21 protein-coding genes are annotated in these 26,507 nt (G+C 44.4%); 2 read left to right on the top strand and 19 right to left on the bottom strand.

From position 1 onward, the window contains the following. Nucleotides 1-19 precede the first annotated feature (19 nt). The 7 genes from BJR36_RS20150 to BJR36_RS00070 form a co-directional block, all read right to left on the bottom strand. On the bottom strand, nucleotides 20-169 hold the full coding sequence (locus BJR36_RS20150; protein ID WP_169823545.1) for a hypothetical protein: 150 nt from the start codon (nucleotides 167-169) through the stop codon (nucleotides 20-22). A 43-nt stretch (nucleotides 170-212) separates the two neighbouring features. Further along, the gene (locus tag BJR36_RS00095) at nucleotides 213-1,118 is read right to left on the bottom strand and encodes an eIF2B alpha/beta/delta subunit family protein (RefSeq protein ID WP_242875432.1); all 906 of its coding nucleotides are present in this window, start codon (nucleotides 1,116-1,118) and stop codon (nucleotides 213-215) included. A 98-nt stretch (nucleotides 1,119-1,216) separates the two neighbouring features. Beyond that, nucleotides 1,217-1,909: a 7-cyano-7-deazaguanine synthase QueC gene (gene queC, locus BJR36_RS00090; RefSeq protein ID WP_091228402.1), complete on the bottom strand. Its 693-nt coding sequence runs from the start codon at nucleotides 1,907-1,909 to the stop codon at nucleotides 1,217-1,219. A gap of 108 nt (nucleotides 1,910-2,017) precedes the next feature. Further along, nucleotides 2,018-2,593 (bottom strand): GTP cyclohydrolase I FolE, encoded by a 576-nt coding sequence (gene folE / locus BJR36_RS00085; protein ID WP_091228400.1) that lies wholly within the window; start codon nucleotides 2,591-2,593, stop codon nucleotides 2,018-2,020. Between the two features lie 102 nt (nucleotides 2,594-2,695). After that, complete coding sequence (queE, locus tag BJR36_RS00080) at nucleotides 2,696-3,364, bottom strand: putative 7-carboxy-7-deazaguanine synthase QueE (protein ID WP_091228398.1); 669 nt, start codon at nucleotides 3,362-3,364, stop codon at nucleotides 2,696-2,698. A 31-nt stretch (nucleotides 3,365-3,395) separates the two neighbouring features. Continuing rightward, the gene (gene queD, locus BJR36_RS00075) at nucleotides 3,396-3,818 is read right to left on the bottom strand and encodes a 6-carboxytetrahydropterin synthase QueD (RefSeq protein ID WP_091228396.1); all 423 of its coding nucleotides are present in this window, start codon (nucleotides 3,816-3,818) and stop codon (nucleotides 3,396-3,398) included. A 298-nt stretch (nucleotides 3,819-4,116) separates the two neighbouring features. Then, nucleotides 4,117-5,139, bottom strand: coding sequence for a 5'-3' exonuclease (locus BJR36_RS00070; protein ID WP_091228393.1), 1,023 nt, complete (start codon nucleotides 5,137-5,139; stop codon nucleotides 4,117-4,119). A gap of 288 nt (nucleotides 5,140-5,427) precedes the next feature. Between BJR36_RS00070 and queF the strand changes: the two genes are divergently transcribed. Beyond that, nucleotides 5,428-5,925, top strand: a complete 498-nt coding sequence (gene queF / locus BJR36_RS00065) for a preQ(1) synthase (RefSeq protein WP_091228391.1) — start codon at nucleotides 5,428-5,430, stop codon at nucleotides 5,923-5,925. Between the two features lie 324 nt (nucleotides 5,926-6,249). Continuing rightward, nucleotides 6,250-7,143 (top strand): SDR family NAD(P)-dependent oxidoreductase, encoded by an 894-nt coding sequence (locus BJR36_RS00060; protein ID WP_169823544.1) that lies wholly within the window; start codon nucleotides 6,250-6,252, stop codon nucleotides 7,141-7,143. A 159-nt stretch (nucleotides 7,144-7,302) separates the two neighbouring features. On the opposite strand, the gene BJR36_RS00055 is transcribed toward BJR36_RS00060, so the two are convergent. The 12 genes from BJR36_RS00055 to BJR36_RS00005 form a co-directional block, all read right to left on the bottom strand. Further along, nucleotides 7,303-12,195: a DUF5057 domain-containing protein gene (locus BJR36_RS00055; RefSeq protein ID WP_091228386.1), complete on the bottom strand. Its 4,893-nt coding sequence runs from the start codon at nucleotides 12,193-12,195 to the stop codon at nucleotides 7,303-7,305. A 46-nt stretch (nucleotides 12,196-12,241) separates the two neighbouring features. After that, nucleotides 12,242-13,507, bottom strand: a complete 1,266-nt coding sequence (locus BJR36_RS00050) for a type II secretion system protein (protein ID WP_169823543.1) — start codon at nucleotides 13,505-13,507, stop codon at nucleotides 12,242-12,244. Nucleotides 13,508-13,522: 15 nt separating this feature from the next. Then, nucleotides 13,523-14,014: a prepilin-type N-terminal cleavage/methylation domain-containing protein gene (locus BJR36_RS00045; protein WP_139133496.1), complete on the bottom strand. Its 492-nt coding sequence runs from the start codon at nucleotides 14,012-14,014 to the stop codon at nucleotides 13,523-13,525. A gap of 16 nt (nucleotides 14,015-14,030) precedes the next feature. Beyond that, nucleotides 14,031-16,649, bottom strand: a complete 2,619-nt coding sequence (locus tag BJR36_RS20010) for a discoidin domain-containing protein (protein ID WP_139133495.1) — start codon at nucleotides 16,647-16,649, stop codon at nucleotides 14,031-14,033. Between the two features lie 37 nt (nucleotides 16,650-16,686). Next, nucleotides 16,687-18,132 carry a type IV pilus modification PilV family protein gene (locus tag BJR36_RS00040; protein ID WP_091228379.1) on the bottom strand — a complete coding sequence of 482 codons (1,446 nt, stop codon included), beginning with the start codon at nucleotides 18,130-18,132 and terminating at the stop codon, nucleotides 16,687-16,689. A 53-nt stretch (nucleotides 18,133-18,185) separates the two neighbouring features. Beyond that, the gene (locus BJR36_RS00035) at nucleotides 18,186-18,929 is read right to left on the bottom strand and encodes a hypothetical protein (RefSeq protein ID WP_091228375.1); all 744 of its coding nucleotides are present in this window, start codon (nucleotides 18,927-18,929) and stop codon (nucleotides 18,186-18,188) included. Nucleotides 18,930-18,942: 13 nt separating this feature from the next. Beyond that, entirely contained in the window at nucleotides 18,943-20,631 is a 1,689-nt protein-coding gene (pilM, locus tag BJR36_RS00030) for a pilus assembly protein PilM (protein ID WP_091228372.1), read from the bottom strand. Nucleotides 20,632-20,717: 86 nt separating this feature from the next. Beyond that, nucleotides 20,718-21,470: a prepilin peptidase gene (locus BJR36_RS00025; RefSeq protein WP_091228369.1), complete on the bottom strand. Its 753-nt coding sequence runs from the start codon at nucleotides 21,468-21,470 to the stop codon at nucleotides 20,718-20,720. A 51-nt stretch (nucleotides 21,471-21,521) separates the two neighbouring features. Continuing rightward, a complete protein-coding gene (locus tag BJR36_RS00020) occupies nucleotides 21,522-21,974 on the bottom strand; it encodes a type II secretion system protein (RefSeq protein ID WP_091228367.1) in 453 nt (150 codons plus the stop codon). Nucleotides 21,975-22,066: 92 nt separating this feature from the next. Continuing rightward, on the bottom strand, nucleotides 22,067-23,281 hold the full coding sequence (locus BJR36_RS00015; RefSeq protein WP_091228364.1) for a type II secretion system F family protein: 1,215 nt from the start codon (nucleotides 23,279-23,281) through the stop codon (nucleotides 22,067-22,069). Between the two features lie 79 nt (nucleotides 23,282-23,360). Further along, nucleotides 23,361-24,413 (bottom strand): type IV pilus twitching motility protein PilT, encoded by a 1,053-nt coding sequence (locus tag BJR36_RS00010; RefSeq protein ID WP_091228363.1) that lies wholly within the window; start codon nucleotides 24,411-24,413, stop codon nucleotides 23,361-23,363. Between the two features lie 130 nt (nucleotides 24,414-24,543). Next, a complete protein-coding gene (locus BJR36_RS00005; RefSeq protein ID WP_091228360.1) occupies nucleotides 24,544-26,241 on the bottom strand; it encodes a GspE/PulE family protein in 1,698 nt (565 codons plus the stop codon). Between the last annotated feature and the right edge of the window lie 266 nt (nucleotides 26,242-26,507).

The raw sequence follows: 26,507 nt of genomic DNA, 5'->3' as shown, positions 1-26,507 counted from the left end.
CAAATCGATCGTTCCTCCCTTAATATGGATTGTTATAGAAATATACCCATACCGCAATAGTAAGAAGCAGCACAATTCCTGACACTATTACTAACGGTCTGTTTTCGTGGATGATTCCATAGATTATGCCAATTATTGCTGCAATTACAAGTGCAATCCCAAATGCCATACCCTTCAGCTCCTTATTTATAATATCTTATTTTAATATTAGCTTATAACAAAAATCTCTTCAGATAATCCGTAATCCCGTTGCATGTAATCAGCCCTGTTTCGGTAATCAGTGCTGCCACTGCATTGGCAGGAATAATCTCGAACCCCTTCTCCGGTTCGCTTATGCCCGAATCCGGGCTCAGTTTTGACGAATCGCAGATGATATAGACAGGACGGTTTTGCCTGGTGGCTGCCAGCGCAAGGCCGCGGCTTGGATACCCGTTCAGCACCGATCCGTCAGCATATACCGTATCTGCGCCGAGCATGACGTAATCCGCTCCAGAAAGTGCTTCTTCTACGGCATCATCAGCTACAATCCGGCTGTTCAGGCTGCAGTCCTCCAGTTTCTCCAACGTACAGTTGCCATAGCTTATTTCACCTGACTGGGACTCAAGTGCAAGCAATGTCAGTTTTTTCCCCTGTCCTGCCGCTTCGCGGAACACCTCATTCAAAGTGGAACTGTAGCTGCAGGTGACAATAACAGCTCCATCCTCGATAAAGTCCGCTGCCTTCGCGACGCTGCGTTTTTTATTGGAAATAATCTCCGACTCGGTCCTGCTGATTGCCTCATCGTAAATTCTTCTCAATACAGCAACTTCGTCTGCACTGCCGTCTGAAGGATTAAATCCACCCAGCCTGGAATCATGCAGGTTCCCGTATTTGGAAATCTGGGAATCCGCCAGCCCGATGACCCGTCTCATACAGTTCCTTAATGCCGCCATAGACGGCCTGGATTGCTCCAGGGCGCCTGCCGTCTCCCTGATTTCACGGATCAGGCCCTCCGTATCTGCTGCAGCTGCCGACCTGGCAACGCCTTTTAGAACGTCAAGAGCCTTTACTGCCAGTTCGCTGGCTCCACTCTTTTTATCCGCTGCAATATCCCGAATCATTTCCTTTACTGGTTCCACCAATTATTCAATCCCCTCTCCGTTTATGCTCTTTTTTAAAGCCTCTCATTCCGGCATTTTTTTATATGTAAAGCCAAGGTCCGTTTTCAGGAATCTTCTTATCTCCCGCAGAGGGCTGGATCGGCAACACCGTTCTTTTCAAACGCAAGTGATCTGTCGATGCAGGTTCCGCAGTTTCCACAAGGCACGTCGCCGCCTTCATAACAGCTCCATGTCAGTTCATAAGGGACATTGATGTCAAGCCCCTTCCTGACGACATCGGCTTTCGACCATGAAACGAATGGTGCTTCAATCCTGAGCTGCCTTCCGCTGCCTTCATAAATTGCTTCGTTCATTGCATTGTTGAAGACGCTGCTGCAGTCAGGATAAGCGTTTCCGGCTGAATCGTCAGAATGGGCGCCATAGTAGATGACGCTGCACCCTTTAGAAAGGGCAATACTTGCAGCCGACGAAAGGAACAGGCCATTCCTGAAAGGCACATAGGTCGAAACCGGTTTCCCATCCGTCTTTTCGAGCTGCTTTGCGTATGCATCCTTCGGAATCTCTTTCTGGGAATGGTTGAGAAGGGAGCAGTTGCTGTATTCGAATATCTTCGCAAGATCCAGATACAGATGCTCTACCTTGTAATAGTCTGCTATTTTTTGGGATGCTTCGATTTCTTTCGTGTGCTTCTGTCCGTATGAAATCGATAATGCAGTCACATTTTCACGGCCGTACTTTTCAACAGCCATCCCAAGGCAGGTCGTACTGTCCACCCCGCCGCTAAATAAAACCAAAGCTTTTTCAGTCATCTCTTCTTCCTCCTGTAAAAGGAACCGCCGTTAAAGGCACAGCATCAATATCCTTGCTACTCCTGAACGACGGTTCTGATTATTCCACTTATACTTTGTTGCTGCACCTTATCTCAGATAAAACTGGAGATTCGGATCAGTCTTGAACCTGCCCCTCAGGGTTGTCGAATATGTCTTCGCACCGGCCTTTTTGATTCCCCTTGCCGACATACAGCTGTGGGAACCCTCAATGGTGACTGCCACATCCTCCGAACCGGTAATCTCCTGCATGATCTCAGCAATATCGGTTCCGATCCGCTCCTGTAGCTGCAGCCTTTTCGATACCATATCAGCAACTCTTGCAATCTTGCTGAGACCGATGACCCTGCCGTTGGGTATATAGGCGACATTTACCTTCATGTCAAACATAAGAGCCATGTGGTGCTCGCAGTAGCTGAATATTTCAATATCCTTCACGACTACGATATCCTTGCTGTCATCATCAAAATCAAGCTCATCCTCAAATGTCTTGTCAAACATCTCCGCTATCTCATGATTGCTGTAGTTCATGCCTTCAAAAACTTCCTGATACATGGCCGCAACCCGTTCAGGCGTGTCCTTCAGACCTTCTCTGTCAGGATCGTCCCCTAATGCAATCAATAGTCCTCTTATGTGTTCCTTTATCGCTGCTGAATCTATCGCCATTTTATATACACCTCTTCTTGAAAAAATAAGTAACTATTCAGGACTATGTCCGTCATAGCCACACATGATGCTTCTTTTATATTATGCGTACTGTTGCACGCCTTATACCCCACGGGATTCCGGATTCCATATGACCTTATGCATCTGAAGCTGCATGTTGACCCCGTTCATACGGTTTTCCTTCATATAATCAACAATACTTTCGAGCTCGATTTTCCCGAACACAGGGCTTATATAGACATGGCATTTTTCTGAAAGGCCATGCTTTTCGATGATGTCCCTGGCCCGTTCCAGATCTTCCTGGCTTCCGGCTACGAATTTCACAGTGTCTCCGGCTGAAAGCCTGTCGAAATTGCATTCGTCCATCCTGGACTCCATCAGGCTTCCCGGAAGCTTGTAATCCATGGTAAACGCTATGGAATCTCCGATATCTTTAAAAGGGGTTAGGTCGATGCTTCCGTTTGTCTCGATTTCAATGCGAATGGACGGATCCGATGCCAGAAGCTCAAGCAGCACCCTCACATCCTTCTGGAGCAGGGGTTCCCCGCCCGTCAGAGTCACGTTCCTGACTCCGGTTTCCTTTATATAATCATAGATCTCTTTTTCTGTCATAAGCGTGTATGGCGCATTTTCCCGGTTCGCCCAGGCGGTGTCGCAGAACGAACAGTCCAGGTTGCATCCCTGGAATCGCACAAATACCGCCAGCTGGCCGGCCAGGATCCCCTCGCCGTTAATACTCACGAATTTCTCTACTACTCTGTATTCAGCCATCATTGTCCTCTTCTATCCCGTCACCATATATTTAGCAGCTTGCGTATGATGCGCAGTTGTTGGGCGTCTCGTATACGTCCACACACCTGACGCAATAACCCTTTTCTGCGAACAGATCATAAAAATATTTTGCCAGGTTCTCCGCCGTCGGCCTGAAATCCACCTGGATGATCCTGAAGTGCTCCTCTTCAAGAGCATCCATCGTCTTTTCCTTCATAGAATTCTTTTCTACAATCAGGGAATGGTCAAAATAGTCGATCGCATTTTTGATGTCTTTCTTCAGCTGGCTGAAATCCACAACCATTCCGCTGCACTGTCCGTCTTCCTGCAGCGTCTCGCTTTCAATACCGACTACGACGCGCCATCTGTGCCCGTGGATATTGCTGCATTTCCCCTCATATCCGGCTAAAAAATGTGCTGCATCAAAACTATGCTCGGTTTTTAATAAATACATGAATGACCTCCGTCTTTATACTGGAAAGACAGTTCGGACCTGACTGATCAACGAAGCGGGATAATATTAGAGATGGGCATAAAACTATGCCCATCTCAATTCACAATTCATACAGCACTTCGTATTGATCGCAATAACGCAGCACTTCGTATAACTTGATTTTTGAATTTTAATAGCCCGAGTTTTGTTTAATGACAGGATGGTACAAGCGAACTGTCTGATTTCTATTTGTTTCCTTTTAACAATAAAAAGTATATCACCGACGCATAAATCGTGTCAACCTTTTTACCAGTCCCTGTTACAAAATCAGCGACAGGAACTCAAGTTCCTCAAAGCACTCCTTCATTTCCGTCTCACAGATGTTGATCTTCAGATCGTCGAGGGAAGCCTCAACAGGGATATCAGTCTTGATCGTTCCCAGGAACTCGCTCATTTTTGCAGCTTCCCTTGCCCCATCCTTCAGCAGAAAGGACAATGGTGACCTGGAGATTCCGAGGTATTCTTTCCAGAAAGCCTTGATTTCTTTTTCCTCTTTGCCATCTATGTTTTCGATGTCGGCATACAGGTTGTCGATTGTTCTGTATTCATTTACAAGGGGAACTGCGCTGGCAGCCCCGACTCCCTTAACTCCGGGAATATTATCAGATGCGTCTCCGGTCAGCGCCTTCAGCATGACACAACAGTCGGGATGGACTCCGAATTCCGCTTTGACGATCTGCGGGGTAAGCTCGAAGCAGTTTCGCAGGATATTGAATTCCGGACCCTCCGGATAATAGCTCTGGCAGAGCTCCTTCGCTTTGTCTTCGGAGGTCTGCATCAGCCAGAGTCTTGTGTGGTCGGACACAAGTTGAAGGGCATCCCGATCCTTGGTCAATATATAAGTAGGAATCTCTTTTTCGAATTTCCTGCTGAGAGTCCCAAGATAATCATCCGCCTCATATTCAGCATGCATGAACTGCGCAATGCCTAGTCTCCCTAACAGTTCCTGCATCAGCGGAAACTGTTCCTTCAGCGGATAGGGCGTCTCCCCTCTTGTTCCCTTGTATTCTGCATAAGCCTCACGGCGGAAGGTAGTCTTCCTGCTGATATCCCAGGCGACTGCCAGATGGGTCGGCTTCTGCTCCCTGATCAGCTTCAGCATAGCCTTTGTCATACCGAAGGCGCCGTTGGTGAACTGGCCCTTCTTGTTCTGAAGTATTTTCCCGTAATGCTTCTCTCTTTCTTCCTCCGTCTTTGCAAACAGAATCGGTTTCGGGAGCATTCCGTAATAATGGGTGCTGAGAAGGCTCGACCCGTCTATCAATATCAGTTTTTCTGTCATGTGTGGTTCCTTTCTATATGAAAACAATTGGTATGTTTTTGTCGCATGGTAATGCACTAGCGTGAGCCTTTTTCCAATAATTCGTATCGCTTTAAATAAGATAAATCTCCTGGGACCGTCGCTCTGCACAGTTACTAATTTTATACCATCCAGGCCCCTCCGTCAAACTTTCCTTTACAATTTCTCCATATTGCAGTTCGGCTTGCAATCCCCGCCTGTTTTCACTATACTAAACAGGTAGCAGATGAAAAACCGGCTGATTTTTTAGCCTGTAAAAGGAGAAACTTTATGAGCGGAAGAAATACCGAAGAACTGAACGGCGTTACCCAGTTAGGAAACCAGGGTACCAGATATCCGGACGACTATGCACCTGAAATGCTTGAAACTTTCATAAACAAGCATCCTGAAAACGACTATTTTGTCAAATTCAACTGCCCCGAATTCACGAGCCTGTGCCCGATGACAGGACAGCCTGACTTTGCGACACTCTATATATCCTATGTTCCATCCGAACGAATGGTAGAAAGCAAATCCCTGAAACTCTACCTGTTCAGCTTCAGAAACCATGGGGATTTTCACGAGGACTGCGTGAACATCATCATGAAAGACCTGATCAGGCTGATGGATCCGAAATACATCGAGGTATGGGGGAAATTCACCCCAAGAGGGGGCATCTCCATCGACCCATACTGCAACTACGGAAAAAAGGGCACAAGATGGGAAGAGATTGCCTTTAACAGGCTGGCTGGTCATGACATGTATCCCGAAAAAGTCGACAACAGATAATAGGCATGCACCAGGTAGAAACGACAGGAATTTATGATTCCTGCCGTTTCTTCTTTTACTTGTATTTTTTACCGGACAGTATTTATACACTATTTGAACACGATACATGGCATGTATCGATTCACTGATAATACGAGCAAAAATTTCGATTGCTAATTTCGAAAAATAGGACTATATATAGAGTATAAAGTACTGCACACAAATTACAAAACAACAATTTAGCGCATGCATAATTCGGTTTTTATGCAAATTCAGCCTAAAAAACCTCGTGGAAAAGTGGTTCTGGACAGTTACACTGATAAACATACGAAAGGAGCATGTAAAATGAAACAATCTCCTGACAAAAAAAATAGTCCCTGCAAAGACCTGATCGTCATCACAGGCTGCGACTCAGGAATGGGCAGAAGTCTGGCTGCCCTGATGCTTCAAAAGGGATATCCGGTAGCGCTCTCCTATCTGGAGGCTCCTCCCTTCAAGAAAAGACCCGACCTATACCAGCAAAAACTTGACCTTCGAATTCCCCATGAAGTTGAGGGCTTCTGCCTCTTTATAAAAAAACTGTGCGGAAGCGGGAATCCAGATACTCATGGCTTCAGGCTTGCGGCTCTTTACTGCAATGCCGGCATCGCCCTGGCCGGTCCCGTTGAAAACACGCCCCTGTCCATGTACCGTGAAAGCTTCGAGGTCAACTACTTTTCAAACGTGCGGATCATACAGGCTCTGATACCAGAACTGATACAGAGCAAGGGGAAGATCCTCATAAACGGCTCATTAGCGGGCAAAATCGCCCTTCCCTTCCTGTCGCCCTATGCATCCTCAAAATTCGCCCTGGAAGGCTTCTGTGACTCCCTCAGGCGTGAAATGAAGCCCTTCGACGTACAGACCGTCCTAATAGAATCCGCTTCCGTTGCGACCCCGATTTGGAACAAGTCCTACAACCAGGATATCTCATTCATCGAAGAAAAGTATATCCCAACTTTGCGCCGTTTCCAGAAAATGCTTACAACCAGTGGAAACAAAGGGCTTTCATCAGAAAAGTCAGCTGTGCTTACAGCCGCTATCATAGAAGATCCCAGGCCAAAGACACGGTACGTCATTGCCAGGGGAAAGATCAATTCAAAGTACCTGCGGTTCCTGCCTGATGCAGCATTGGACCGGCTGCTGTTGCGGCATTTTAAGATTAATTATGGGAATATGAGGATGGGGCGGAGGAAGTAAGCCAACGGAGCCGTTCATCCGTTTTAGCAAATCGAAACCATTCCATGAAAAAAAAATACCGTTGTATAATATGCCGAATTCGCCAGTAAAAAGCACCAGATCATTTTATCAATGGTCTGGTGCTTTTCTTTAACGAAATTATAATGAACCGAATTTTATTTACTCTAAGTCAAACAACTGGAGTCTGTTTACATTTACCTGGGCAACGCTCGTTACGATATTTGTAGTGTTGTAGTACTGTATCGTACTGGTAACCTCCACATATAATTTAACAGTATTCTGATCTCCCAGATGGCTCACAGGGAACCTCATTTCGTAGGCACCGCCGCTGCTCAGATTAGACTGTGTCGCCTGGAGGTCCATATCAGTTCCATCCATATGCCCTTCATATGTAAAGGCATCCTTAATTTCAATGACATGGACATCTTCGCCATCTACATCAATCGTCTTAGCTGATGTGCCCGTATCATCCTTTACATAATATTTAGCAGAAATTATTTTATTTCCCTTTACGAAGTTCGTGTCTTTCACGTAAAAGTATACGCTTGCAGTATCCGCTGAAACCAGATTTCCATTCGCATCACGGGTCTCTTTCCCCATAAGCGTACCTTTACCATCTGATGCCGTATACTGCTCTACATTTCCCGAATCAACGTCAGCAGGGATATAGACGTTTTCAACGGAAGCCAAATCAGGGTTGCCGCTTTCTATGATGTTTACCTTAGGTGCCTTAAAACCAGCCTTGTAGGATGCAATCATAGTGTTGATGAAAAGCTTCATCTCATCCGCATTGGTAATCTGGCTATGGCCAACACCCGAATAGGTGATGTTGCCCTTATTATAGATATAATAATTATTCCGGACATCATTCGGGGATATGCTGTACATATTTTCCCCCGTTTTAGCCGTTCCACCTAAGCAGTACCATACCACGATATCGCTTTCCCCATCCTTGTCGTCATCGGCTTCCAAGTCAAGCTGGTAATACTGGGAATGGGTTCTTGCCACTTTGAAACTTGGCTTCAGTACAAACGGGTAGTTTGTAATCTGGCCGCTGTTTACCTGGGTTACAGACATGTTGTCGTACTGGCCCCCGGTTGTTTTAATTCCATTTAAACTATAGCAAGTATTTTTGATGTTATAAGTCAATGATACGTCGGGAGCAAATGTTCCTTTGTCATTCAGGACAGGATAGGTGTATCCCTGCACCTCCCTGCTTGTTGTCCTGACAGCTGTTGCCTCGGGAGTCGAATCCGTATCAAAGGCAACATCTTTCCCGGATGACAGGATTTTACTGAATGCGTCGCTGCCTTCCTGATACTGTATGCCTTGTTTTAGCAGATCTCCAGTCTCGTTTTTCAATGTAACACCATATCTGTCCATACCTACGACATTTCGTATGATCGTGTTAATGTTGTAGCCCCAGTAATTGTTCTCACCTATCTTAATTGCTGTTCCGCTGGCATTCTGTGTTGTGAACCTTGCTTTCTCTACATTGATGAACGAAGTCGTATCATGAGTGAAGAGAACACTCCTGCCGCTTTCAACAAAATCAAGAATTGCTGTCATTGCCCCGTAGGTGTTGTCGATTTCCTGGTACATGTCTCCAAACCCTAAGATGAGCATGTTAAAGCCCTCTGAACCGTCTGCTTTCATCTCCGTCAGGTAATCCGTGTTGCCGTCTTTAAACTGCTTTTCGAATTCGGTTACCGATACTCTCGTAACCTTGATGCGGAAGCCTTCGACCTGCTGTATCAGGCTGTTAAACAGACTGTTCGTATCCAGCTGGAGTGTACTGCCTGCAGTATCTATCTGGAGAATATTGACATCTTCTTTTTGTGATGCATCTTCCGGCGCTACCACTGAATATCCGATCACATTATTTCTGACTGAAGGATTACCGCTCTGGGTAATCTCAACTTTCCATGGAAGTACCCCCACATAATCTTCTGTAACCATTCGTTCAAGATGATACTGCACGCCCGCATTCAGCTGGTAAACAGTTGATGTGACACCGTTTACCACTGTTGTGACAGGAGCGATCACAGTTCCATTCCTGGTAATCTGAATATCATAAACTTCTTCACTCTGTTTTGAATACTTACCGTCAGCATTTACATCTACATACAGATTGCATTCATAGGTTGATGAGACCTGGGAGCCTGCGGCATCATTTTGAATCTCAAAGTCATAGCTCATCATGTATTCGCCGTTTTCCGGATGAAGATAGTATTTTCCATCTCCAATTCCGTCTCCGTCGCTGTCCCTGTTATCTCCCTCAATTACGAGATTAAAGTCCAGTTTTGGCATATTCAGATATTTCCTGAATGCCTCTGTCGAATCGGTATAATCTGCACTGTTCAGCCTGAAAACCTGCCCCTTCTGCGTATCGGGATTCATTGTCAGCTTGAATACATTGCTCTTTTTTGTATTAGGCGCAACTGCCATGTCATTTGCAAACCTGTACATATGTGAATACTGATCAACAAATTTCTCATTTACCACATCAGCAGATTCACTATTTTTCTTGAAAAACTGATCAGCGAAAACCACCGGATATCCCGAATTCAAAAATTCCTTCAATTCCAGATAATTCTCTTCTGTAATATCATTTCCACTATAGCGGTATGTGCCGGGATCATTGACTTTTACAGGAGAAGTAAAATACTGATTGGAAAGATAGTTGTCTGCATACTCCTTTGCCAGCGTCTGCACATTTGTACGGCTGGCGTTTGCATTCAGATAACTCGTAGCCAGCAAAAAATTATCTTTAATGTTTAAGATCTTATATGGCTTTATAATTTCTGCCCCGTTTGTATAATCAGACAGGCTATAAAGATAATTGCCTCTGTCGTTATTTACATAATCCGTGTTCAGCATACCTGCGATTGATGGAATACAATATACTTTGTCTCCGATATTGGAATATACCAATCCATTCATATCGCTGTCATTATAGACTGTCTCGTTATTTGCATCCCTGTTCATAAGACCTGCATTCATGCCTATGTAGATCATATCATATACGCTGTTCAAATCTTCTATTCGTCCGACAAATTCTGCCGTTGTCATCTGTACAAGCTCAATATCTGCAGCATCCAGGTTGTAGGCATTCAGATTCAATTTATCCATAATATTATCTTTTGTCAGATCATAGGAAGCACATGGTTCAATTTCGAGTATCCGGATTGCCTGTTTATCAAGAACAACCCTTCTGTTTGCATAATTTATGATATACTTGACTGCAACCGCTTCAGAAACACGCTCATCAAGTGGTTCGTAGATTTGCGCCGTATCATTTTTTCTGTAGAAATTTTCGTTTTTCAATTCAGCAATTACGGCTTCGAATCCGGCTGTCTTATCATCTGCAAAGAAATCAGAAAAGTTATTATTTACCAGATTAGAGCCTGCATGGACATAAACATTCTCATTCACAAAGTTCTGATCGCTGTCAGAAGCCTCCATGATATCGGTCCACGAGGACGGTTCAGCTGTTATTCCACCCGAAAAATGATTGTTATAATAGGTTTCCAGATTATCCTGAACAAGCATTGTCGCAAGCTTATAGAGATTTGCCCCTGTCCTGTCTGTATCAGGACTGTCCTTGGCCATCTGTATGATGGAATAATCAAGAATTACCGGGAGATCTTCTGTTACTGCTATGCTGAATATCTGCTGTGCAGTACTCCAGGTGACATCATTTACAGAAGTGCCGTCTGCGTTTCTATGGTAATAAGCATCTGCAGTATCTGCAGGCAGAAAAGCCTTGTTGGTTCCGGAAATAAAGATCATATCCGCATCTGAAATGCTGTACTCCCCCTTCGAAATGAGTGTTTCCAGTTCCTGAGGCGTTACTGTTTTTACGTCAAAATAAAATTTATGATAGGAATCAGGCTCTAAATCCAGCACATATTTCCTGAACCACTCCTGATTTTCAAATCCGCCCTTATAGTAGATCTTGCCGATTTCAACCTTCATTGCAGGCATCTGGTCATCGCCTGTCCAGTTGCAGTTACCTGTTCCTGCCGTATATTTGTAGGTTGTCGTGATGCTATCCGGATTAGAAATTACATAATTTCCTGTTCCGGCTTTTACTTCCAGATACGGGAATTCACTGTTCAGAACTGAAGTATATTCTCCAAGGCCGCCATAATTGAATATTTTTTCCATGATATCGTATGCGCCACCAGTTGGTGTTTCGTTATATCTGAATTTAATCGTATAATAGATGCTTCCATCTGTACTATCTTTCAGCTCCGCTTTTGTTCCTGCAAAAATATAAATACCATCCACCTTTTTATATAAAAATGTACTATCCGGTAAATTATCTGCAGCCGCCACATCCGCAATAACCGAGAGTCTGTCAACAACATAATGGCCGGAATCGTTGTACTGGAATTTCAGATCCCAGTTGCCTCCGACCTGTAAGTATTTATAATAGTCAACATTTTCAATGTAATTTCCTGCTTCCTTTTTTTCGAACACTGCTCCGCTTACTATTTTCGTGTAATCTCCGTACTGACCTGCTTCCACAAGGTTATAAGTTCCCTTCAGATCCTGTACGATGGGTGTTTCCAATCCCGAAAAATCTATGACTTTCCATTCATCTATATTTGCCTGATCTGCTTCAGAAAGAAAATATTTTTCTTCGTAATTTGAAAAATAAAGTGGGGCTGTTGCTGTCGTATCGGTATCCCGTTCCGTGGATGTGATGGAACTTAACAGGCCGGTCTTTGAAGTGCTGTCGTATAAAGAATTCACGTAGTCGATACGGGCATCTTTCGTCGTCAGCCTGGACAGCTGTTCCGTCCAGTTGGCTGGCTCACTTCCGCCGATATAGTAGCCGATTTCACCCATGGATTGCTCAGGGACAATTTCCAGAACAGAGAACTTGTTTGTTTCAGAGTTCTGTGAAATGATCCTTTCAACACCTGGAAGGGTACTCTTTGCCAAAACTTCGGAAGAGCTATCCAAAACTGCCAAGCTTACGATGATTATCGCCATGGCAAATGCCGCCAGCCCCATCAACCTTTTTATCATATGTTTTTTCATAAAGCTCCTCCTCAATTGATATTCCTTTTCTGCACCCTTGCTGTCTCTATTTTGGCCAGACCGTAAATGTCCTGGTGCGGCCCACGCCAAACTTTGTTAGTGCTTCCACTGTTATATATGCATAAAGAGGGGCGTCAAAATTCACCGTAAGCCGGCCATCTGGAGTGATGCAGGCATATTCTGCACCTGATGTTATTGACCATGCTACATCCTGGTATTTTGTTTCTTTTGGCATTCCAGTGAAGTTCACTTTCCCTTCTAAATCAATTGTATCGCTTTGATTAACCTTGAAGTTGTTGTTATTATTTAAATCTTGCGGTTTTGGATAATTATCCTCTTTAAATGGTTCATCTGGCAAATTTCCATCTGGGTATGTCTTTCTTATCAGCACATTTGCAACGTCATATCCGATGACAACCGTGGCATATCCCATAATAGTTGGATCAATTACTGATGTTGCACAAACCTTCACTTCTCCCGCCTGCGGATTCTTCCCTATGGTAAGGAGCCCGTTTCCATTATTCACAGAAAGTGAGAGGCTATTTCCAGAGGCTGTATAGGACCAGGTGACAGCCTTGGAAGGGCTTCCCGAAGCCACTTCTACCTTAGCAGTAAACTCGACAGTACCTTCCGTTCCATTAATCCAATAAGTCATTTCCGGCGATACAGTAATACTTTTGATCTTATCTGCTTCCGGAGCCGCCGGAGTAACTCCATATATCTCATTCTCGGCAATATTAGCTCCTACATCATTCCTTAAGGTGATATTATGGGACGCTTCATAAGTCTTGTCTCCCGATTCCAGGTTTACTCTGATTCTGACGATCTTATCAGAATCCAGATTATTCAGATCGGCACTGAATCCGGATATATGCTTTGCCATCAGCACCTCGTCAGTTGCGGGCTGAAGGGATTTTGTGGCTGCATCGACTTCGTATTCCCTGTAATACAGCTCCTGCTTCTGCTGCTCCCAGGTGATTGAATAAGCCTTGTCTGTATTGTAGACGTAGAGCTTCTTAATGATCTTGCCATCCACCTGAAGAGGCAGGGCGTTGTCGTCAAGACCCGCTACCAGCTTATTGTCAGCACTCATTCCATAATAGGCAATGCTCTGATTCGAATCGATTACCATGTCCTTAATCTGATTGACTGCCAGCTGCGATTCATACTGAAGGTTTACGTCTGTGCTCGTCTTCCTGTAATTTCTTGAAGAAACAGAAATGAACATTACTACAGATACTGAAAGTATGCCGAGAATTGCCATACTGACAACAATTTCAAATAACGTAATTCCCTTATCATTATTTTTCATAAACATGTACCTCCCCTATTGGATATAATGCCTGCCCGTCTCCGGATATAGAACAATCACTTCTTTTTTCTGCGCCTTCGTCACTTCAATTCTCCTGCAATAGATATCAGGCTGTAATGCCTTGAACGCACCGGAACTCCTGTCAAAAGAAAGCAGCAGTTTGTTTGTCTCCGTAATCTCAACTCCCGTACCGCCGCTGCTTTCCGTATAATAGTAAATCTTCACACTGGAGTTCGATATTTTAGTTGGTTCGGTTCCTGCAGCTTCATTTGGATAGCTCACATAATAGCAGCCGTCCGCTTTTTTGAAAATCTCCATATCCTGGTCTGCATGGCTGAGAGCAATCACTTTTGATTTATTGATTGAATTGCTCAGATTATTGGTGCATTTTCTGACATCAAATCCAAAAATTGAATTTATGGAAACGATTCCAATTCCCATAAGGATGCCTATGATTGCCATAACAACAATCAATTCAACCAATGTCACGCCCCTGTTATTTTTCATAAAGTTCCCTCCGGTCCTACTGTTTAGACCAATTTTGATAAGTAACCAGATCGGAAATCCTAATTGCAGATTCCACGTTTGAGCCAGAACTTCCATCTCCGGTTCCAAACAGCGCATAGCTGGTTCCATCATTAAACATGCTTAGCAGCGTATCAGACTTCTCAACATCAGTTAACGGGAGATTCAGGATTTCTACAAGATCTTCCTTATTGCTTCTTATATTGAGGTTGCTTCCTGCAACTGTAATCGTGCCGCCTGCAATAATCAGTCCGTCGAAATTTTTATTCATGTTTACATTGCCCGAAGTGACGATCAGCGAAATACTTTCATTGTCATACTGGTAGGTCGAGTTTGGATCATCAATGAAAATGGCTTTTATGCCGGCGCCTGTTGCATTTAAAGGAAAAGTAGCCCTGTTGCCTGGCTTGAATTGCAGGAACTTCTTGAAATCAATTGTTTTGATGATGTTATTATAAACAGTCTGGCTTTTTTCCGTATCTGACAATCCGTTGTAACTGCTTGCAAGTTTTGCTTTGAGACCCTTAAACTGATCCTTTGTACTTTCAATATCCGTCTGCATACCCGCCATATCAGCTTTTGTATCAGGGGTTAAGGATGAAGAGTCCGCCTTGTCATAGGTCACCATATTACCAGCAATCTTGATTGTCGCCCCGGCATTTGCTGCAATCTCATCAATGTTATACAAGGAGAGGCTGTCCTCTATTTTCTGGCCTGCTGTAGCACGATAGTAATCCCGGAAATACTCGTTGGCCTTCTCCTCGTTCATCACAAGATAGTAATAAACCAGGGTATCTCCATTGCTTTTGCTGAAAATCTTCTGGTATCCGGGGTAAGATGATGCATAGTAGCTCAGTTCCTTATCCATGCCATTGACTTTCGTATTCAGATTCACTTCTGTGAGCTGCCCTGCTTTGACCTTATCATCAAGGAGCTTGTATTCTGCAGAGGTCATAGGATTTTTCAGACCTGCAGAAGCGGCCGGAGCAGCCTGTGTATTTTCCACAACGTTGATTTCACGGCAGGCAATCCATCTTCCCTCTGTTTTAGCCGTTGCACAAAGCCTGACTTTTAATGCTTTAATATTCAATCCTGTTACAGATATCGTTTCTCCCTGGCTGTATATAATCCCGTTCACCGGCAGCCAGTTAAACCCGTCTTCCGTGTATTCAAGCCTTGCCGACGAAAACGTATCCAATGGATTTGCGTCTGTTCCCATCACAAATTCTAATTTGGAAATCTGTATGACCTTATTAAACGCAAGTCCAACATAATCTCCAGCTATTGCCGAGTTAGGGTCTTTCCAGACTGTTGCCGTCGAACGGTTTCCGTCAGTGATATTATCCAGAGAACCCGTTGGGATATCTGTACGGCTTGTGATTACTGTTTTTGTAAGAGGCACCTCTGTCGAACTGACAGTTCCGCCGATACATTCTGCCGGCACCATGTATGCAACCTGGTTTCCCTTGACTGCTATTGATTCTCCCATGAGAATGTCCTTGTTGCCGGCACCGCTGGCATCGGCTGCGGTAACTGATCCTGTTCCGATGTAGGAACGGCCTGCAAGAACAAGGTTTTTCAGGCCTGACATATTCAGAGTGGCATCAGAACCGTTTATGATAATTGAACTGCTCTCATCTGCAAGATCCGCGGAATTCCCGTACCCGTAATAAGAATTTTCCAAAGTTACAGTGGAAGCGACCCCATCTATCGTCAGATCATTCAGCAGATAATTTGCGCCCTTCAAAGTCAGGTCGGCGCTGTCTACCAGAAGGTCTTTTGCCCAGATATTTGTTCTTTCATTTGTAGTCAGCGATGCACCCTGGGTAACACTGATTGCTTCATCTGTGACGAATAGTGTGGCATTGCTTACATTCCAGGAGGACGATGCACCTGATATACTGATTCCGTTTTTTCCGCCGTAAACATTTCCAGCTATCTGGGTGTTCTCACCTGTATTGTTTCCTTCGACTGCCGTATCTGAAATCAGGCAGAACTCAAAAAGATCTGAAATGGTACTGGTCTGCGTGAAATCTATATCCGGAACATTCAGCACTATATCCGTAGCGATGATCGTCTTGTATCCCTCGGTACTCGTGAAGGAAACCTTCAGGTTTTTCAAAACAACCCCAGCCTTGGTTTTAGACAGAACCGCCTCTTTTCCTTCTATGGCTGTAATCTCTGATTGATCTAGCAACGCCTGGTCTACATATTTCTTCAGGCTGTTTACATCATATTTCATTACTGCTGAAGTCTGATCGACTGCCAGCTTGTCACACAGGCGGGACTTGTAAGACTCTATAAATGAAGCTTGTCTTGCATTCTCGTCCAGAGCCGAATATTTTTGCATCGTTTCGGAATAGGATTCTTTGAACGAATAGGATACTTCATTCTGAAGGCCCAGATTGATCTGATCAAGAACTGTCTCTGCCGTATAAAAATTATTTTTTGACCTGAAATCTGCATATTTCATCTGCATATTGATCATAGACATCCACAGTATGACAGATGCCAGCATTCCGATAAATGCCACGGCCACAATAACGATTATAATTGAAGACCCCCTGTCATTCAATTTTCCCGTAACATTCCTGTTTCTTTTATCTCTTTTAAACACCGCCACAATCCCCCTTTTCTCCTTCTCCCAAAGTCTGTTAATAGATCTGGCTTCCTTCGATTGTCTTCAATCTGCTGTCCTCCGGAAATCCTTTGTCATATCCATCTGACTTGTAAATACGGACCTCCACATCAAAAAGACGATCTTTACTCTCTTCATCTGCCAATGTTTTGATTTTCAGTTTATCTATTGGTTGGGGAATATTACCTGCCTGATAAGAATAATTTGCCTGCGCGGGATTTGCGCCTGTCATAGCAGGATCGTAATATATATATAAATTGGTACCCAGATTTGTATGTACAGTTGTAAAAGCATTCCCATCCGTGTTTAAAGAACCTTCCGAAACCTGGAAATCCATACCATAAGTACTTTCCTTCAGTTTCAGTTCGGATTTTGCCACGTTTTCCTGCTTTACAACGAACAGATCCAATTTCAGGTTATTCTTATTTTCGATTATAATTGTATCCTTTTTAACGGAAGATGTGGCTTTGGATGTGTACACAGGCTGATAGAACAAATATACAGTCTTCAATTCCATCTTCGTTTTCGTATTGTCAAAAATATCATATTTTGTGGTGAATACCACATTGTTCAATTCCGCATTGATTCCGGTACATTTATAGGTATAATAGACCCTGACCATGGTCTGGTCTGCTTCATAAAAAGAGACGGATTTATTCGTTATTTCAACTTTAATCGTCCTGCTCAGGCGGTTCATAAAATCCTTCAAATCAGCATTGCTGTACCCCAGTTCTATATATTTCGCCTTGAAATATGCTGCGGCTTCAGCATCCTGCATTGTGCTCTGCACATAAAAGGCTTCCGTATTCAGATCAAAATCAGATATATTCGGAATTTTCTGAGAGTTGTACTCAAGAGAATCAATCAGGTTTCCGTCTGTATTATCATCATCACCGGAATCCTGATAGGAAGATGCATCTACTTTAATCAGGGCGTCGTACGTTGTACTGTTGCTGCCCATCTGGATATCATTGATGGCATACCAGTACAATCCCTGGGCATCTTCGATAAAATCATATGTTAAGCCGTTATCTGACGAAATAATGCTTGCTTCCGGACTGGCACCGGTTTTTGCAGCTGTTTTGTATACCAGCTTGCCATCTTCCATCTTCTGGACCAGCTCCCAGCATCCTGAAAAACTGTCGTTGCCCTGTTCGTTTTTCTTTGCCAGAATATTGAATTCGATTGGATTATTCTTGTTGTCATCCGGATCATATATATTATTCGGATAGTTGAACTGATACGCGATCTCTTCAACCGTATTTGCTTCCAGCCCTTCGATGATATTCTGCCCGACGTTAACCGCATTCATGGCAGCTTTTGCTTTTGTATTCGTCCTTGCCGATACCACAAATGCATTGAGAAGGGGAACCGTCACAATTGCCAGTATTACCATCGCTGTCAGCACTTCCACTAAAGTGAAGCCCTTATTATTTTCATTTTCATAAAAAAACAATTTCATGACGTTTCTCCTCCCAATGCAGAAAATTCTATTGCTTATCCTTTTTTTTAAGTCTACTCGATTGTGCCAAACAGATTGCCTGTTCCTACAGGAACATCCGGGATGACAGGTGCTTCATATGCTTTGTCAGTTCCCGACAAGGTATAAACATTGACTGCCATCGTACCCACCAGCTTCCCTGTCGTCTTGTCAAAGGAAACAGATACAGAATCGATGGTCTTGCGTTCTTCCAGCCTGCTGACATAGTCCACTGCAGTCTTCAGACCGTTGTATCCGACCTGGAAGGTCAAAGAAACCGGGATTTTGTTCAGGCACATTGCAGCCGCTGCCGGATTCTGTGCTGCGGCATCCGTTGCCTGTGCTTCGGTCGCTGCTGGTTCCGTCGCTGCTGGCGCGCTGGTTCCTTCGGCCGCTGTAGCAGTTTCGGCTGCAGCTGCTGATCCGAACTGATACACTGGTTCTGCGCCTCCGACGTCAATCTGGGAATATTCCATAACTGCATTCTTTTTCAGGTCGATCGCAAACAGGAGGCCATCTTCTGTTTTGAAATCCGAAGGAAATTCCGTAATAATGGCATCCATCTCGGCATTCATGGTCTCAATGTCTTCTGTGTACTGCTTTTCATTGACAAGCAGCCCTTCCAGATAGGTGATATCTGTCTTCAGCTGGGTATTTGCCGTTTCCAGAACAGCTGTCTGATCCTGAAATTTCATAAACACAAAATAATAGGACACAAATGCGATCAGGACACCTAAAGCAGCCAGGAGCAGCATCACTTCATTTTTTTTCTTATTCATCGCTTTTCCCTCCTTACTCTGCTGTTGCAGGAGCTGCTTCTGCAGCTGATGGTTTATAAGTACATGTTACGCCGAAGCTTACCGTTACATTGCCTGCATCATCCTTTGCTTCTGAAACTGAAGGCACCTGGATGTCCTGAAGGCTTTCAAAGGTCCTGAACTGTGAAATCACCTTTGTAACAGCTTCTTCCGTTTTCACATTCACATTCATCACGACGCTGTCATTTCTGCAATCAAGAGAAAGCAAAATGATTTCCGCAGGCATCTTTGCTTCCAGTTCCTGAATAAAGGAAAGCAGCTCTTCATTTTTTGATTTAGTAATACCATACATGCTGTCGAATTCATCACGTGTTGCCTTTACGCTCTGATACTCGCTGTAAAGGGTCTTTACAGGCAGCAGCTGGTTGTATCTTGCTGACAGCTGGGTATTTTCAGCTTTGACAGTGGAATAGGACAAGAGGGATGTGGCAACAAGAGCACCGGCAATCAAAATGGAGCCGGCGAAAACAGCTACTGCCACTGCAGTATAATCCTTGCCTGAAGCAGCTGCCCCCTGCGCCTTCTTATCCTTTGACTTGTCGCCAAGGAAATCCACAGGCGCTACCGCCGCACCGATACATGCCACATATTCGCCAAGGCTCAGCTTCTGGTTCGTCAAAAGCTTCTCAATTCCCGGAACGTCGACTTTGTTAAGAACTGTCACTTTCTGTCCCAGCTCATAAGACATCAGCTTGCCGAGACCGCTAAAATCTCCGCCGAGGCCCGTAATGACCATATTATTGATTGCATTTCCTGTGTTTCTGGAATTGTAATAATCGACGACCCTTTCAATGCTGCCGATCAGACTCCTCAGAGATTCTGTTACCTGTGTCCTTGATTTTGCCATTCTCTCGCCGTTATAATCATCATCAGCAGCGGTTTCGGAATTCAGGTCAATCAAATCCGAATCTTCTCCAAGAGACTTGCGGATGCAGGACTTTCTTCTCAGAATATCAATGGCCTCTGTATAGGACAGGTTGTCCACAAAAGGATTCGTCTCCATCATTGCTTCTACGGCGCTGTCTGCACCAAACGCAACGGTCCTCTGGAGCATCACGACCTGGTCTTTTATGATTGTCAGCAGGGTGGATCTTTCATCCACTTTTATGATCAAATTGGTGCCTTTAGGGAATTGGGTCTTGACCGCCTGATAGATGCTGTTACCGCTGTAATCGATTCCAACGACATTTAGTCCGCAGGCTTTTGCCAAAGAAGAATAAGAATCCAACAGGTCCTGAGGTGCTGCAAGAACTAACAGTTTATACTGTTTTTCATTCTTTTCTGCACCCTGAACTATTTCCAGAATGGAATGTGCCAGACGGTATTTGCTGATATCAACCGGGAAATATTCTGCTGAATTGGCACTTAGAATACTCTTGATCTTGTTTTCTTTTACGAAAGGGATTGTAACCTCCCTGTTAGCGATCTTTGTGGATGTAACTGTAAAGACCACCTTGTTTGTATTGACTTTCTTTTCACGGCACTTCTCTCTGAAATCCGCAACAAACTGTTCCGACGGCTTTACATATCCGTCCTCCAGCATATCCTTCGGTGTTTCTAAGCTGAAGCAGCTGTAAACCCTGGGCTTTTTCACCTTATAATCGAGAACGCAGACCTTGGTCAGTGCATACCCGATTTCAATACTCAGTACTTTATTCGCCATAATGTTCCTCCCTCTGTTGAGTCAAACCTTCGTTTTTGAATCACCCATATCTATAATCATGCCAAAACACAGCACTTGTTTCCAAATTAAAGTAAAGTAAAATACCATTCAGTCAGCTGCCGGCCCCATAACGCAGCCACAAACACACCCGCTGAAAGATATGGCCCCATTGCCAGAACATGATCCTCATCGCTGAGTCTCATCCTGATCAGATGGATGACTGAGCCCAATATGCAGCCTAGGAAAAATGCCAGGATGATCAGTTTCCATCCCAGAAGCAGCCCGCAGGCAGCCATCAGTTTCACATCCCCGCCGCCAATTCCGCGGCCCTTTGTAACGATATAAATCAAATAAAGAAATCCACTGACCACCAGGAGCCCGATTGCATACTCAGACCAGTTGGAATAATCCAAGGCGAGACGAATCAGCCCCAGTGCCAGTATGAACACATTGATTCCGAAAGGAATTTCGTATGTCCGGAAATCAATGACACTTAATACAATAAGTGCTGATGTGAGGAAACAGTATAAAACACTAACCGCGTTCATACCGTTTACCCAAAAGATCATTAAATATAAAATCCCATTCACCAGTTCAACTACCGGGTACTGAATGGATATGCTGCTTTTACATGTTCGACATTTACCCCTGAGAGCTGCATAGCTGAATACCGGGATTAGTTCGTACCACTTCAGTCCCGTCCCACATGCCATGCAGTGGGAACGGGCCTTAGCGGTGCTTTCCTGAAGGGGTATGCGGTATATGCATACGTTCAGGAAGCTGCCGATTACTATTCCATATGAAAATATTACGATTGCTATTAAAAATTCAGGGGGCATAGGGTTAATGTCCTTTCGCTATATTATGAAACTATTATGGTGTTACTGGTGCTACTCTTCTGGTGTTTCTGCCCAATCACCTGATGGAACACTGTTTTCGTCAAATGAAATCGTGTATGTCTGATCTTTATATGTATTAGATGCCGCTTTTATTTCTGCGAGATCACCTAAAACAGATTCTAATTCTTCACTCAGACTATTATCATCAACAGTATCATCAGGATCTGCATCTGGATTTACCGTAACACCATCTTTGTTAAATGTGATTTCTGGTTTAGCATCTTCTTCCATCAAAACGATTGCTGAATACATATCTTCATCCGCGCAAATAATATTAACATTGTTTAAGAGTTCAGCAGCATTGCTTTCATCTTTTGATGTTTTTGATCTGTCAACATATTTGATATACTGTGGTGCCAGAACTCCCACCAGGATTGCCATAATTGCGATTACGATGATAAGTTCCACTAATGAGAAACCTTTGTTGTTCATTTTGTTCTTCATATACATTTCTCCTCTTTTTCTATTTATTTGTTTTTCATATATATCTTAAACATCCCTGCCCCCTATCCAGCAGTTCAGCCTAATTCCTGAATTTACAGACTGTCAAGACTGGTGTACATGGTCAGCATTGGCGCCATGACTGCACCAATCAGGACACCTACCACCCCTGCGAGCACTATGATAATCAAAGGCTCTAATGCCGCCATCATAGCCTGGGTTGCCATTTCCACTTCCTCGTCATAATAATCAGCCAGTTTGTGGAGCATATCCTCCACATTACCTGTCTCCTCGCCAATCTTTGTCATATGGCATACCATAGGAGGAAACAGCCCTGAATTCTGGAGTGGAACCGATAAGGGCACCCCCCTCATGATATCGTCCCTTGCGCTCATTAGCGCTTCCTTGAACCAGATATTGTCCATGGTCTTTGCTGTTATTTCAATGGCATCCACCATGGAGATGCCCGCCGCCATGAGCGTGCTCAGGGTCCTGGCAAGCCTTGCCGATGAGGACTTGACTGTCATATTTCCAAATATCGGCATTTTAATTCCTAATTTTCCAAAAAAATGCGCTCCCGTTGGTGTGTTTTTAAATGAGACAACCGCAAATACCATTGCTGCGATAACTGCCACTATAATATACCATCGCTGCCTTATAAAATCGCTGGCTGCAACAACCATCTGCGTGATTTTCGGAAGCTCCGTTCCCATATCCGCAAACATGGAAGAAAAATTCGGTATAACGAATGCAAGCATGACGATGACGACCACGACAGCCACAATACCAACCACGATCGGGTAGATCATGGCCTTCTTGATCAGCCCCTTCAGCTTCGCATCCTTTTCAAAATGCTCCGACATACGCCCGAAGGATATCTCCAGGCTTCCCGACGCTTCACCTGCCGCCACCATATTCACAAGTATGGACGGGAACACCTTCGGGTGCATCTTCATGGCATCCGCCAGGGTATCACCCTTTTCAATGCTCACCTGGGTCTCCCTGATTGCCTGCCTCATTTTCTTGTTTTCCGTCTGTTCCGTCAGCATGGCAAGGGTGTCGATGATCGTAACACCTGCCTGGACCATACTCAGGAACTGCCTGCAGAAGATGCTCAGGTCTCGGGGCTTTACACCTCCACCGATATCAATGCTGATATCCTTGCTGAGCATGCCCTGCTCGGAAACCGAAAGCGGGATCAGCCCATCTCCCTTTAGTGTGCTTTTTACCTTTTCTTCATTTTCGGCATCTATACTGCCTTTTTTCTCTTTACCAAATTTATCGATCGCTACATATGCGAAACTTGCCACACTGTTCCCCCCTGTCTTTTAAATCGGATATTCGCAATCCCTTTCGTCGGGTGCCTATAATCCAATTACTATTTCGTGGTTAAAATATTTTTTTATGCATGCTGACAGGATCCTGTGCAAAATCAATTGCATGTTCCCTGGAAATCTGATTTGTCATGAACAGATCGTAGATGGCATCGTCCATTGTCAGCATTCCCATTTTTTTGCTTGTCTGCATGATAGAAGGAATTTGAAATGTCTTTCCTTCACGGATCAAATTCCTGATTGCCGGATTTGCAAGAAGGATTTCAAATGCTGCCACACGGCCTTTGCCTGCCTGAAGCGGAATCAGCTGCTGGGACACGACACATTCGAGAACCGTAGCAAGCTGGATTCTGATCTGCTGCTGCTGGTGAGGCGGGAATACGTCGATACAACGGTCTATCGTACTGGCCGCTCCCAATGTATGGAGAGTTGAAAACACAAGATGGCCTGTTTCGGCAGCCGTTATGGCTGTTGAAATCGTGTCAAGATCCCTCATCTCGCCTACCAGGATACAGTCAGGATCCTGTCTCAGGGCTGCCCTCAGTGCGTTGGCATAGCTCTGTGTATCGGATCCGATCTCCCTCTGGTTAACGAGGGATTTTGCATGGTTGTGGACATATTCGATTGGATCTTCCAGGGTAATTACATGGTTGGAATATTTATGGTTGATGACATTGATCAGGGATGCAAGGGTCGTCGACTTGCCGCTACCTGTACAGCCGGTTACAAGAACAAGTCCCCTTTTCCTGTTTGTCATATCGATTACACATTCTGGAAGTCCAAGAGATTCCGGCATCGGAATGGAAACCGGAAGCAGACGGAGAACCATCGCATAGGCGCCCTTCTGTCTGAAGATATTAACACGGAACCTGCCGGCACCCGGAAGGGTATAAGCAAAATCCGCTTCTCCTTTTTTCAGCACGTCTGCCCTCTGATTCTCACTCATGATCGGCATTGCCATTTTTTCGATATCTTCTGATTTCAAAAGCGTGTCATTATATGCCAGGATGTCACCATCGATGCGGAACATTGGCGGCCTTCCTACTGTAAGATGTATATCGGAAGTCCTTCTGTCAACCGCTGCCTGTAAAATTTCTGCTAATTCCATTCTATTCACCAATTCCCTATATTATATATTTTTTTAAAGATTTAGAGCCTTGTTTGCGATCAGATTTTATGCTGATTTTGCCTGGAAATCTGAAATCAATATAAAACCTGTCCGCCAGATATTCCCTCATTTATGAATCAAAAGATATTCTGATCATTTCCGACATGGAAGTTATTCCCTGCAGCACGAAACGGGCCGCACTCATAGTCAGGGTGTTCATCCCTTCTTTCAGGGCCTGCTGCTTGATGTCGTCTGCTGATCCGTTGTTGGAGATGATCAGCTTCAGGGCCGGGGTCATTTCCATAATCTCGTATACACCGATTCGCCCTTTGTAGCCGCTCTCGTCGCAGAGGTGACAGCCGACTGGCTCGTAAATCCTGACTTCGCCCTCATCATTCACTCCGAGCAGTTCCTTTTCACTTTCATCAAGAACATGCACTTTCTTGCATGACGGGCACAGACGTCTCACAAGACGCTGGGCTATAACACCTACCGTCGCATCGGCAATCATGTAGTTTTCAATTCCCATATCTGCAAGACGTGTGATCGTACTTGCCGCACTGTTTGTATGAAGGGTGCTTACAACAAGATGCCCCGTGATTGAGGCTTGAACTGCTATGTTAGCAGTCTCCTGGTCTCGGATTTCACCGATCATGATGATATCGGGATCCTGTCGCAGGATGGAACGAAGTGCTGACGCAAAGGTCAGATCAGCTTTGGCATTCACATGAACCTGGTTGATACCGTCGATATTGGCTTCGACAGGGTCTTCAACCGTTATAATATTTACATCTTCTGTATTAAGTTCGCTCAGGGCTGTATAAAGGGTAGTTGATTTACCGCTTCCTGTAGGTCCCGTAACTAGTATAATTCCGTGCGGATTCTGTAATATATGGTCAAATTTCGCTAATTCTTCGTCTGAAAATCCCAGTTCCTTCTTCTCTTTTGTAAGTGCCTGTTTTGAGGTGAGTCGCATAACGACTTTCTCGCCATACACGGTTGGCAGGATGGAAACACGGATGTCATATTCCCTTCTGTCCACCATCGTGGTGATACGTCCGTCCTGAGGCTTTCGCTTCTCCGAGATGTCCATACCGCCGATAATCTTCAGCCTGGCTACAATCGCCGGTAAAAGCCGGATATCGTATGACATTTTCTCATAAAGCGCACCATCGATACGGTAGCGTATCCGTACTTTCTTTTCCAGCGCCTCGATATGTATATCGCTGGCTCTCTGTCTGACCGCCTGTTCTATCATGGCCTTCACAAGCTGAACAATTGGCGAGCTGTTGATGTCTGCGTTGTAAAGTTCCTCTTCCTCACTGCTGGTTTCAAGGTCTTTTTCTTTGGCGTATTTTTCAGCCGCCGACATGGCCTCTTCCGTTCCAAACTGCTTATCGATTGCGCTGACGATATCTTTGGATGTTGCCACAACAGGTTCGACCTGCATATTCGTGATGATTGAAATGTCGTCAACTGCAACGATATCCATGGGATCTGCCATGGCTACCCTTAATATGTTGGGACTTTTCGGCGAAAATTCAAAAGGTATGACACAGTGTTTTCTCAAAACATTAACACTGACCAGACGCGCTACATCTTCCGGTATACGGACAGAACCCAGCTCCACATAATCGATGCCCAGCTGCTTATGGAGTACCCTGACGATCGTCTCTTCAACTACGATGCCTTCGTCAACCAGGGTCTCACCAAGCTTCTTCCCATTTATCTTCTGTAACTCAAGCCCTTTCTGCAGCTGATCAAAAGTAATGATGCGTTCACGGATCAATATATCACCCAGACGCATTTTTCTTCGTCCTAAATCCATACAACCTTCTCCCGTCTTCCTGCCCGTCTTTCTATAAATACAAAATCAAATCTCTAACTCAAACTTCGCACATAGATTTTGACTATGCACCTTGAAAATTCAATACCTGGCAGTTATTCAGTTATCAAAGCTCAGAGTTTATGCTGCTAGAAGTTTCGATTTCAGCAATGTTGGTATTGCATTCATAAATGCATCCACCAATTCATCGATTTTTTCATCTGGTAACTCAACATTATCAGTCAGCATAGTTCTGAACATTTGAAGCA

It is taken from the genome of Anaerobium acetethylicum (assembly GCF_900096945.1).
Taxonomy (GTDB): domain Bacteria; phylum Bacillota; class Clostridia; order Lachnospirales; family Lachnospiraceae; genus Anaerobium; species Anaerobium acetethylicum.
Note: the sequence above shows the minus strand (reverse complement) of the source record. Positions and strands in the feature narration are given on the sequence as shown.